The 11346-nt window shown below is 42.3% G+C and carries 11 protein-coding genes; 1 reads left to right on the top strand and 10 read right to left on the bottom strand.

All coding sequences use genetic code 11. The features are described from left to right. Positions 1-28: 28 nt before the first annotated feature. The 6 genes from IGI54_RS01020 to IGI54_RS00995 form a co-directional block, all read right to left on the bottom strand. Positions 29-349, bottom strand: a complete 321-nt coding sequence (locus IGI54_RS01020) for a hypothetical protein (protein WP_430620884.1) — start codon at positions 347-349, stop codon at positions 29-31. After that, a complete protein-coding gene (locus IGI54_RS01015; protein WP_430620883.1) occupies positions 349-1284 on the bottom strand; it encodes an NADP-dependent oxidoreductase in 936 nt (311 codons plus the stop codon). The genes IGI54_RS01020 and IGI54_RS01015 overlap by 1 nt, the downstream gene beginning before the upstream one ends. Further along, on the bottom strand, positions 1281-1745 hold the full coding sequence (locus IGI54_RS01010) for a GNAT family N-acetyltransferase (RefSeq protein ID WP_311900304.1): 465 nt from the start codon (positions 1743-1745) through the stop codon (positions 1281-1283). The genes IGI54_RS01015 and IGI54_RS01010 overlap by 4 nt, the downstream gene beginning before the upstream one ends. Positions 1746-2019: 274 nt before the next feature. Next, the gene (locus tag IGI54_RS01005) at positions 2020-3897 is read right to left on the bottom strand and encodes an ABC transporter ATP-binding protein (RefSeq protein WP_216429745.1); all 1878 of its coding nucleotides are present in this window, start codon (positions 3895-3897) and stop codon (positions 2020-2022) included. Continuing rightward, entirely contained in the window at positions 3887-5629 is a 1743-nt protein-coding gene (locus IGI54_RS01000) for an ABC transporter ATP-binding protein (protein ID WP_430620882.1), read from the bottom strand. The genes IGI54_RS01005 and IGI54_RS01000 overlap by 11 nt, the downstream gene beginning before the upstream one ends. 144 nt (positions 5630-5773) lie before the next feature. Continuing rightward, positions 5774-7228 carry a helix-turn-helix domain-containing protein gene (locus IGI54_RS00995; protein WP_430620881.1) on the bottom strand — a complete coding sequence of 485 codons (1455 nt, stop codon included), beginning with the start codon at positions 7226-7228 and terminating at the stop codon, positions 5774-5776. 625 nt (positions 7229-7853) lie between these two features. On the opposite strand from IGI54_RS00995, the gene IGI54_RS00990 reads away from it, so the two are divergent. After that, positions 7854-8516 (top strand): class F sortase, encoded by a 663-nt coding sequence (locus IGI54_RS00990; RefSeq protein ID WP_430620880.1) that lies wholly within the window; start codon positions 7854-7856, stop codon positions 8514-8516. Positions 8517-8751: 235 nt separating this feature from the next. Here the strand turns inward: IGI54_RS00990 and IGI54_RS00985 are convergent, their stop codons facing one another. The 4 genes from IGI54_RS00985 to acpS all read right to left on the bottom strand — a co-directional run bounded on the left by IGI54_RS00985 (position 8752) and on the right by acpS (position 11254). Then, complete coding sequence (locus IGI54_RS00985; protein WP_430620879.1) at positions 8752-9057, bottom strand: helix-turn-helix domain-containing protein; 306 nt, start codon at positions 9055-9057, stop codon at positions 8752-8754. A 281-nt stretch (positions 9058-9338) separates the two neighbouring features. Further along, positions 9339-9710 carry a type II toxin-antitoxin system PemK/MazF family toxin gene (locus IGI54_RS00980; protein WP_071861679.1) on the bottom strand — a complete coding sequence of 124 codons (372 nt, stop codon included), beginning with the start codon at positions 9708-9710 and terminating at the stop codon, positions 9339-9341. A 46-nt stretch (positions 9711-9756) separates the two neighbouring features. Further along, positions 9757-10884, bottom strand: coding sequence for an alanine racemase (gene alr, locus IGI54_RS00975; RefSeq protein ID WP_313630765.1), 1128 nt, complete (start codon positions 10882-10884; stop codon positions 9757-9759). Between the two features lie 19 nt (positions 10885-10903). After that, positions 10904-11254 carry a holo-ACP synthase gene (acpS, locus tag IGI54_RS00970; protein WP_071861681.1) on the bottom strand — a complete coding sequence of 117 codons (351 nt, stop codon included), beginning with the start codon at positions 11252-11254 and terminating at the stop codon, positions 10904-10906. Positions 11255-11346 lie beyond the last annotated feature (92 nt).

Raw genomic sequence — 11346 nt, 5'->3', positions numbered from 1 at the left:
TTTCACCTTGTAAATACTAAAGAAATGCTTAAATGCTAAGCTTCTTTATCTTGATAAAGCGATTCAAAAGCTGATCCGCTTGCTGTTCGATTTGTGCTTGATCCCCAGCAGCTGCAGTCAAATTTAAGATTGGGCTTACCTCTAGATCACGTAAAGCGATTGGCTGGATGTCATTGCCTTCTTCACGCAACTTGATCGCCGGGTGAGGGATCTTATCGCCACAAGGTCCCGCAACTAAATAGGCGAACTCGTAGCCTTCCTCAATGGGACGCAGACGATAATACCCGTCCATCAAATCCTCGGTTCCTTCAAAGTTTCCTTTGACTAATCGCCATTTTTCTTGATTCATTATTCCGCCGCCTTCTTAACAATGATTTTTCCAGCAGCCGGATGACCTTCCAATCGCTCATGAGCGTTGATCACACTGGCCAGCTCAAAAGGCAAAATTTCAGCGATCGTTAAATGAAGCTGATCGGAAAAATCAGCTAAAGCAGTCAAAGCCTCTGCATCAGAATAATCCTTCGAGGGACCAAAAGAAAAATAATTTCCTTGCTTGCTTCGTACCGCTGGCAAATCATTTAACGCGACAAAATTTCCGCCGGCTTTCATGATTTGCATCCCGGCTTCGCCTGCACGACCGCCCTTCGTTGCATCAATCACGGTATCAGCCTGATCTGCAAACATTTTTCCCGCATCCGCTTCGTCGTAAGCCACAAATTGATCCACGCCAAGTTGACGAACGGGCGCTTCATTTCGTTTAGCAGCCGAAGCTAAAACGGTTTTTCCTTGAGCCTTCAAAAATTGGACCAGCAATGAACCAACGGCCCCGGAAGCGCCTTGCACCATTACTGTTTCACCAATCTTATCGCCTAGTAGATGCGTGATTAAATTATAAGTTGTCAGCCATGGTGTCACTGCTCCAGCAGCCGCTTCCCACGACATAGCCGCTGGTTTTTTTACGACCTTTTTGCCTGGAACGACGATCTCTTCGCCATACGTTCCGCTAATAGCATGGACGATCACCTCATCGCCGACTTCCACATGCGTGATGTCGTTGCCGACTTCCGTTACGATTCCTGCGCCGTCATTGCCTAAGACATAAGGAAATGTTACTTTTCGAAATTCTCGCATCGCCCCTTGTCGTAGCGCTACGTCATAAGGGTTGATCGCGAAGGTGACGATTTCTACCCGCACATGGGTCTCGTCAACCGGACGAGGCTCTCCTTCAATTTCAGTCAATACATCTTTTGCTGCTCCATAATCTTTGATTGCGAAACGTTTCATCTTCCTACATCCTCTCTATTAAAAATCATTGGTTGATAACGAATTCCTGAAGTGGTTGCTTCCTCACCATTCAAGCGAAAGCCTAATTTATGATAAATCGGTACGGCATAGGGCGAAGAATTCACTGTTAATTGTTCGGGAGCTAATTCTGATTGCATCGCTTGGTACAACTTTTTGGCAATCCCTTGACGGTGGTAGGCTTCGTCGACAAATAATAAAGCAATATGTGCGGGTAAACGTACAGCTAAAACGCCACAAATCCTCTGATTCTTCTTTCCACACCAAAGCTTTACTTGATCCGCGGCGATTTCTTTTGGCAGCTTCTCATCTAAATACTTCATAAAATGAGCCACGCCTTCCTCGGAATAATCCGGCGCTTCAAACCGCATAAAGACTTTTTTGATTAAGGCCTTAGTCTCAGCGAAATCGGTAAAAGACCCATTTGAAATCTCTAACCCCACGTCAGCTCCTCCTTTTAATTGCTTTATAGTCATTGTAGCGATATTTTCTGACTTCTTCCAATTAAATGGTCCAAGCTCTTTCAAGCAAGGTTTTTCCGATTAACTTAGTCAAAGTAACTAATCTTTCAAAAATCAAAAAAGACTGGTTTGATTTTCGTTTTTCGTGCAACTGTACTAATTTCGTTTAGCGTGATTAGTCTAATTTGCAAAAAATCAAGTGTCTCTCTCAGTTGAGAAAAACACCTGATTCGGTTTCTTAAATACTTTTAGAGCGTTAGTCTAACTCGACTTTGCCAGTATACAATTGATAATACATTCCGCCTTCTGCTAGCAAGCTCTCGTGGTCCCCCCGTTCGATAATGCGGCCATGGTCCATGACCATGATCACATCAGAATTTTGGATCGTTGAAAGGCGATGGGCGATCACGAATACTGTTCGCCCTTCCATTAGGCGATCCATCCCTGACTGAACAATACTTTCGGTTCGAGTATCAATGCTAGAAGTTGCTTCATCCATGATCATTACTGGCGGATCAGCGATGGCGGCACGAGCGATCGCCAATAATTGTCGCTGACCTTGTGACAAGCCCTCACCGTCGCCCGTGATAACTGTCTCATATTTTTCCGGCAGGTGTTGGATAAAGGTATCCGCATTAGATAACTTAGCCGCTTGATACACTTCTTCATCTGTTGCGCCTAAACGACCATAACGAATATTTTCCTTGACCGTGCCGGTAAACAAATGGGTATCCTGTAAAACGATCCCTAAAGATGAACGTAAGGAATTTTTTTTGATTTTTTTAACATTGACCCCGTCGTAACGAATCTTGCCGTCTTGGATATCGTAAAAACGATTGATCAAATTCGTAATCGTGGTTTTTCCGGCACCGGTTGCCCCGACAAAGGCGACTTTTTGCCCCGGCTCTGCGTAAAGATTAATGTCGTGAAGCACTAATTGGTCATCATTGTACCCAAAGTCCACATCTTCAAAGCGAACATCACCAGTTAAACGAACATAGGAGATGGTCCCATCCTCATGGGGATGTTTCCACGCCCAAATACCTGTACGCTCATTGGTTTCAATTAATTCGTCGTCCACAACCTTTACATTGACTAAGGTCACGTAGCCATCATCAACTTCGGAGGCCTCATCCAATAAATTGAAGATCCGTTCGGCACCGGCTAAGGCCATGATGACGAAATTAATCTGCTGAGAAATTTGGCTGATTGGTCCATTCAAGGAACGGCTCAGCTGTAAGAAAGAAGCAATCATCCCCACCGTTAAGGCAGACACGCCATAGACAGCAAACAACCCACCGATGATCGCGACTAAGACATATTGGATGTTCAATAAGTTCATCATGATCGGCATCAGCATATTTGCCGTCCCGTTGGCTTTGGTGGCACTCTCTTTCAATTGCTCATTGATGACATCGAAATCTTTGATCGCGGTCGTCTCGTGATTAAAGATTTTAACGACTTTTTGTCCGTGCATCATTTCTTCAATATAACCATTGACCTTCCCGATCGAGCGCTGCTGTTCCCCAAAATAGCGGCCGCTACGGTTAGAAATGAAACGCAACATCACAAACATCAACGAGACTGAGACGATCACAAAGCAAGTCAGTGGCACACTTAATGAAAACATCGCGATAAAGACTGACACAAAAGTAACCGCAGCCATCATTAGATTCGGGATGCTTTGGGAAATCATTTGCCGTAAGGTGTCGGTATCATTCGTAAAATGACTCATGATATCGCCATCCGCATTGGAATCGAAATAACGCAACGGCAAGGTTTCCAGATGATTAAACATCTGGTCACGGATTTTTTTCTGGGTACCTTCAGAAACTTTAACCATGATCAAGTTATAGGAAAGCGTCCCAATGATTCCCACGACATAAATCAGCGCCATCGTCATGATCGCTTTTAACAAACCGCTGAAATCTGGATTATTCTGACCTACTAACGGCGTGATGTAATCATCAATCACCACTTGTAAAAATAAGGAGCCCCGTACATTGGCAAAGGCGCTTAATAAGATCATGAAAAAGACGATGAATAATTGGATTTTGTATTCTTTAACCATAATTGTCAGCAGACGTTTGATGGTTTTTTTCGGATTCGCTGGAGGCGTCATTTTATTCTTCATTTTGGCCACCAAATCCTTTCTGCTGCGAGTCGAAGACTTCTTGATAAATCTGATTCTCCGCCAACAATTCTTCATGCGTCCCGATACCATTGATCTTCCCATCATCTAGGACAATGATTCGATCCGCATCTTGGATCGAACTAACTCGCTGGGAAATAATAAAGGTCGTCGTTCCAGGAATTTCCTGCGCGAGGCCTTCACGAATCGCTCGATCTGTCTTCGTATCTACCGCACTGGTGGAATCATCTAAAATCAAAATTTTCGGTTTTTTCAATAGCGCTCGCGCAATCGTCAATCGCTGCTTCTGTCCGCCGGAAACATTATTTCCGCCTTCAGAGATCATGGTGTCATACTTGTTGGGAAATTCTTGAATAAAAGGATCGGCTTGGGCGATTTTCGCTGCACGAATCACTTCAGCTTCCGTCGCCTCCGCATCACCCCAGCGTAGATTTTCCGTGATCGTACCGCTAAACAGGACATTGTTTTGCAGGACCATTCCGACTTGATCACGAAGCGTCTCTAAATCATACCGGCGGACATCGTTGCCTCCCACTTTAATCGCACCATGAGTCACATCGTACAAACGAGGAATCAGTTGGACTAAGCTTGATTTCGAACTGCCTGTGCCACCAACGATCCCGATCACTTCCCCAGATGCGATTTTCAAATTGATATTTTCTAACACCAGCTTGTTCATATCATCTTTGTAGCTAAAGCACACATCTTGAAATTCCACCGAACCATCCGGTACTTCTACTAAAGGCTGATCACCATTTTTCAAATCGCTTTCTTCATTTAAAACTTCCGTGATCCGTTCCGCCGAGGTCTGTGCGATCATTAATTGAACAAAGGTCATCGACATCATCATCAGACTCATTAAGATCTGCATCGTGTAGTTGAACATACTGACCAATTCACCGGTGGTCAAAGCGCCCTTGTCCACGATTAACTCCGCCCCCAGCCAAGAAAGCAGCAGCATACACGTGTAGACAGCTACCTGCAGCAGCGGCATATTAAAGGCGACGATTCGTTGCGCTTTGGAGAAATTATCGAAGACCATTTTAGACACTTGGCTGAATTTTTCTTCCTCATACTCTTCGCGGACATAGGATTTCACTACACGAATCCCTTGTAGATTCTCATGCACCACATTATTCAGACGATCATAAGTTCGAAACACTTTTTCGAATAATGGATGGGCAAAGCGAATGATCAAACCTAGACCGACGATCATGATCGGCACGATTACTAAATAAATCATCGATAATTGCTGATTGATCTGAAACGTCATGACTAATGAGAAAATCAAAATCAGAGGTGAACGGACCAAAATTCGGATCACCATTTGATAGGCGTTCTGTACATTCGTCACGTCGGTCGTCAATCGAGTGATTAAACTAGAACTTGAAAAACGATCGATATTAGAAAATGAAAAACTTTGGATCTGTTGAAACAAATTGTGACGCAAATTTTTAGCGAAGCCCGCTGAAGCTACCGCCGCCGTTCGACCGCCTAAGGTCCCCATCGCCAACGCAAACAGCGCGCATAGAAATAACAGACCGCCATATCGTAAAATCGTGTTGCTATCACTTTTTTCGATCCCATGGTCGATCAATCCTGCCATGATCAAGGGCATCACTACATCCATCACGACTTCTCCCATCGTAAAGATCGGCGTCTGAAAACTTTGTTTCTTATACTCTCCGACATTCGCCAGTAATTTTTTTAGCATCTTTTTCACGTCCTTCCATTAACAGCTTTTACCTATTTAGTATAGAGAGTTTTTTCAAAAAACTCTAATATAATAGCTAATTTTTCATAAAAAAAAACAGAGAACAGACTTTTTGTCTGTTTCCTGCCTTTTTCTATTTTGTCATTAACGAATACTTTTAACGATCGAACTAATATATGAAAAATCACTCTCTGTCAAAAAGTCATCGACTATTTTTAGATTGCTATAGGAATAATTTTTTATTTGATAATTTGCTACCACTAGATCATAATCCTTGAAACTCTCATCCTGTTGGAAATCGAGAGCAGAACCTGGATAAGCCGTCGCTACCACTCGATAATAAAAACGATTTTGAATCAATTCCATCAGCATCTTAGCATGATTTTCACCAGAGTCGCTTAACACCAATACCTTAACTTTAGAAGACTGCGCGTCTAAGGAGTGGGCCAGTCCATTCCATTCCTTAAATAAAACCGTTAATACCGAAAAATAGAATTGGCTGAACCAAGGATCACCACCTGTCCGCTCCATCTGTAAAAGCAACTGCTGAATATATTTCGTAAAGTGAGGATACTGAATTTTGGCGTTTCGGGCAAAATAGGCCGCAGAATCAAATAAAATCGCTCGTGGTAACGGAAAGACTTGATAAGCCGCATGAATCTGCAATAATTTTTGTAAGAGGTCCTTGCGATTTTCTGCGGACAAAGACAGTTCATAGACTGCTATCAGTTCATCTACAAAATGTTCCAGCTCGACTAAGATCTCTTGGCAATTTCCATCATAGCGACTAATGAAACAGGCACAAAACAAACTATTAGCCACCTCATAATACCAGTGTTCCGTCACCTTATACGGGGAGTCTTTGATTGTTTGATCTGCCGCATCACGCAGCTCCAAAATATTTTCGATCAGGACTTGATCCATATCCATCTTTTCTTCTTCTGTCAAAACAAAGCCTTGGGAACTCCTTAAAATGATCACTGCTAATAAATAGCTGCTTTCTAGGATCTCCCGATCATTATAGGCGATGGCAAAAGAGTCATTAGCCGTCCGAATAAATTCAATCGTTTTACATCTTTCCAAATCGAAGGGCCACTCATTCAACCCATATTTTTCTAAGAATAACTGAACATAAAAAACCCGGACCCAGCGCTCATTCTTCGCCACTAACCGAAATGGCCTGCGTTCCAAGACTAGTCCACGTTCACCTAAAACTTGGTCAATTTGCCGTACCATCCGGTAAAAAGTCGCCTCGCTGATGTATAACTTACTGATCCAATATTCTGCATCTTCATTTGGATTAAAAAAAATCTGTTCCAGAAAAAGGAACGCCTCTGATTCTTCCATCAAGTTTCGCGCCAATTGCCGCGTCTTATTATGCAACGCATCGTTTAAACGGATTCCTTTCGTACGCGAATACTCAATGCCGACGTGTTCACCCCAATCATTATTGATTGCATCGACATCGTATAAAATCGTTTTCATTGAACAATCTAACAAATCAGCAACCAATTCCGGGTTTTGCCAATCTAATAAATCCCGCAAAATGCCAATGATCGCTAACCGTCGTTGTGTGGTATTTTTAAGTAATCTTCGCACAAACAGCCCTCCTAAAACAATCGTCACAATACTTCAAACCAACTAACTTTTTTTATTTCATTGGATTATAACAATCTTTTGTCATTATATCATAAAATAACCTTTTAAAAACGGAAAAACCCTGACATTTATCTAATCTAAATTTGCAAATAACGAATACAAATAATAATTTTGTTATTTTTCTTTTCGAATATTCATCTATGCTTTATTATCTAGACAAATTGAAAGAAGGGGTGTTTTTTTGAAGGTATCGAAAAAAAAGCAACCAATTATTTTGGTTGTTATTGTATGCCTCCTGTTAGCAATTGTCCCGACACTTTTCTCCTCCATTTCCGACGCACACGTCCTTAGCAAAAAAGACCAAGATGAGCAGTTCGTTAAAATTTATGGTGCTGACACGCTCACTATTGGTCCTTGTAGCTCTTTCCACCCCCAACAATACTATAAAGCCGTAGACGAAAAATCCCAACCGCTCAAATTAAACTACACCAAGATCAATACTAGTAAACCCGGCAGATACGCCCTTGTTTTATCTGCGAAAAATGGCAAAGACTACGATGAACGAACCGTCTTCATAACCGTCAAACAGGAAAAAGATAAAACATCTTCCACCCAAAAAGAGCCAGTGCCGAACACGGAAGAAGCCACACCCGAAACTGCCGAGGCTTCTAAGAAACCCACACAGTCACCGCCCGTTCAACAAGAAGAGCCAGCAACAGAAAAGCCTTCGGAATTACAGACTCAAGATGAACAAGCGGCGGTTGAAACAGTTCCAAATGAACGTAAACATAATGAAGCCCTACATAACGAAACACCCAATCATAAAGTCATACATAATGAACCAGAGACAACTGAAACAACTGCCCCGACGCAAAAAATTCAGCCGAATCAACTTTCCTTCCACGGTCACTCGCTGCCCTATCAAAATGCAGGACAAGGAAGCGGACAAGGACTTATCGATAGCGGCGCCGTGATCGCTACTTGGGGCGGAAATCCTGTACAATCCGGCAATGATAATCAAAATACGCATTTTATTGGACATAATCCCGGAATCTTCGCTCCTTTATTAACGCTTAGCGGCGGTGACTCTATCATCGTCACAGACAGCGGCAATATTGTAACGACCTACATAGTACAAGGGATCATCCAAGTCGATGACAGCGGCAGAGATATTCACTCAGGACAAGACTACTGGGATCAAATCACCTCTACCAGCGGTGGTGAACGCATCACATTGCAAACTTGTCTCAGTGAGACCCATAATCTCATTGTTTTCGCACAAGCTTAATGGACTTTACATATAAAAACAGGCTGACAATCAAAATTTTTGTCAGCCTGTTTTATTTATTTTTTTCTCCATCATATAACGGATGAGGTGTCCCAAAAGCATGGTCAAAAAAATGATCCCAGTCACTATCTTCAGTCCTGTAGGTACATAGCCTGGTGAAGCTCCAATTCCTCTGAGATGACCGATTACCAGTAAACATATGCCACCTAAATTATAGGTGATCAATAATAACTTATTAATCACTCGAATCCTTTCCACTCCTGACCCCTCCATTCATATTAGGAATACCAAACTGATTTCTAAAATTCTGAGCATCGGCTAAATAATCCCAAATACTGAGTTTCTTCTGACCTAATAATGTATCAATACTTTTGCGGTACAAGTTGCTCAAGGCAATCAGTTGATCAAAATCCGGCGCGCTTTTGTTTAATTCCCATTTGGAGATTGTTTGCGGTGTAACGTGTAAAAGCTTAGCGACTTGTTTTTGACTCATTTTTTTCTGAGTGCGAAAATATTTCAGCTGTTCTCCAATCTCAACCATTTCACTCTCCTGCCTCTCGGTCTTTCTAAATAAAGTATACAACGACAACCTTGTGTCGGACTATAAACCTTTAGTAGATAATTCGTTGCTTAATAAAAATAAAAACACAACGAATCGTTGAATGCTTATTTTTATAGAATTACAGGGCTTTTTAAGTATCGAAAATCCATGCCAAGATTTTAATTTGGGCACAAATTTTTTAACAAATAAAAGATGCCATGAACATCTTACCTGAACGATCCCGGTAAAACATTCATAGCATAAGTTGCTTACGATTGATCTTATGTAAAATTCGGAGTAACGGCTGACATTGTTTCAATCCCAACGCTGATCCGTAGTGCCCTATCGACTTCCGCCATTGAGCAATGATCCAAATGGCAAACTTTCTCTTTCAATCTTGATTTATCAATCGTTCGTATTTGTTCCAATAAAATCACTGAATCTCGTTCAATTCCAGTGCCATTCGATTTGATTCCGATATGTGTAGGTAATTTAGGCTTCGCCATTTTGGCTGTGATCGCTGCAATAATAATCGTTGGACTGAAATGATTGCCTAGATTATTTTGGATCACGAGCACTGGACGAATGCCTCCTTGTTCAGAACCAATAACTGGCGATAAATCTGCGAAATAGATATCACCACGTTTAACCATATTTTACCTCCCAAAACCTAAAATAATTGCTTTACCCTTATTTATTCTAATCTTGATAAATCCTTGGTACCCGTTCTGACAGCATGCAGCAAACTTCATAGTGAATGGTTCCTAAATGATCCGCTACTGCTTGCATCGGAATTTCTTGTCCATGATTCTTACCGATCAAGGTCACCTTCGTCCCTACTGGATACGCTCGCGGCAAACGAATCATTAACTGATCCATACAAACGCGACCAATGATCTCACAAAACTCGCCTTCAACTAACAATGAAAAACCTTGCATCTTTCGCAACCAGCCGTCCGCATAACCGATAGGAACGGTCCCGATCCATTCAGCTTCCGGAGTATCATAGGTTTTGCCGTAGCCAACGCCTTCGCCAGCCGTTAATTGTTTGACTTGAATCAGCTCTGAAACGAGTTCCATCGCTGGATTCAAAGCGTAAGGCTCAACTAATTCATGTCCAGATGGATTCAGCCCATACATCGCGACGCCATAACGAATCATATTGCCAGGCATCTCTTGATCATGCCATAGTGCCGTTGCACTATTACTCGAATGAACATAACGCGGCAAATGATCCAATGCATCAGTAACAGCTTTAAATCGTGCCGCCTGTTTATGCCAATAGCTTTCATCCTTTTCATCCGCCGTAGCGAAATGCGTAAAGAGTCCTTCCCAAATCATATTAGGCGAAGCTTCAATAAAAGCAGCGGCTGCTTTAACTTCCTGCGGCGTCAGAAAACCCAACCGGCCCATACCAGTATCCGCTTTGATATGAATTTTGATTGGTGCAGTTGTTTCTGATAAATCCTTTAATACTTCTTGCGCTTCTTCCAGCCATTCATACGTCGCCACTGTAATAGATAGATCATAATCCACGACCAATGATAAATAACTAGGAAAAACTACACTTAAAACTAAGATTGGTTCGGTGATTCCTGCTTCTCGCAGCTCGATTGCTTCATCCAATGTTGCGACACAAAAACCTGTCGCTCCGGCAGCCAAGGCGGTTTGTGCCGTAGCGATCGCCCCATGCCCATAACCATCCGCTTTGACAACGGCAAAAAGCTCATTTCCTTTTGGCAGGCGTGCGATCTCATTCTCAATATTTTCTCTCATTGCACTTCTATGTATAATAGCTCTGGTAGGCCGATGATACGTTACAACCATAAACTGAATTTCCCTCTTTCTATTCTTCTAGCAATACTTGCGCGATCGCTAGTTCCTCAGTGTGGGTCAAGCTGACAAAAACCTTCCCTTGATGAGGTGATTTTGTAAAGGCGGGTGCACCGTTATCATCTCGTAAAATCTCTAACTCTTGAAAACTCACTTTTCCAATCCCAGTTCCCCAAGCTTTGGAAAAAGCTTCCTTGCACGCATAACGCCCTGCTAAAAATTCTACCTGACGATGCGAAGAATGACTAGCAAAAAGGGTCAGCTCAGCAGGAGTTAGTATCCGTTCCACAAAATGCGGACGTCGTTCAATGATTTTTGCCACTCGATCTAACTCTGTCGCATCAATCCCGATTCCTTTGATCATACTCTCAACCCTTTCACGTAACACCTTTATTTTACCAAAGACTGTTTTAAATGCTACGGTTTTTTTCAAAGAATCTCTACAAAAACTTTTAT

Origin of the sequence: Enterococcus sp. DIV0800, assembly GCF_050559735.1 — a bacterium.
Classification (GTDB): domain Bacteria; phylum Bacillota; class Bacilli; order Lactobacillales; family Enterococcaceae; genus Enterococcus_A; species Enterococcus_A devriesei.
Note: the sequence above shows the minus strand (reverse complement) of the source record. Positions and strands in the feature narration are given on the sequence as shown.

Bases quoted from the DNA above. Each gene is read 5' to 3' on its own strand.
- acpS (WP_071861681.1), bottom strand. From the start codon at position 11,254: ATGATCAAAGGAATCGGGATTGATGCGACAGAGTTAGATCGAGTGGCA.
- IGI54_RS00985 (WP_430620879.1), bottom strand. From the start codon at position 9,057: ATGGTTGAGATTGGAGAACAGCTGAAATATTTTCGCACTCAGAAAAAA.
- alr (WP_313630765.1), bottom strand. From the start codon at position 10,884: ATGGTTGTAACGTATCATCGGCCTACCAGAGCTATTATACATAGAAGT.
- IGI54_RS01000 (WP_430620882.1), bottom strand. From the start codon at position 5,629: ATGCTAAAAAAATTACTGGCGAATGTCGGAGAGTATAAGAAACAAAGT.
- IGI54_RS00980 (WP_071861679.1), bottom strand. From the start codon at position 9,710: ATGGTTAAACGTGGTGATATCTATTTCGCAGATTTATCGCCAGTTATT.
- IGI54_RS01005 (WP_216429745.1), bottom strand. From the start codon at position 3,897: ATGAAGAATAAAATGACGCCTCCAGCGAATCCGAAAAAAACCATCAAA.
- IGI54_RS01015 (WP_430620883.1), bottom strand. From the start codon at position 1,284: ATGAAACGTTTCGCAATCAAAGATTATGGAGCAGCAAAAGATGTATTG.
- IGI54_RS01020 (WP_430620884.1), bottom strand. From the start codon at position 349: ATGAATCAAGAAAAATGGCGATTAGTCAAAGGAAACTTTGAAGGAACC.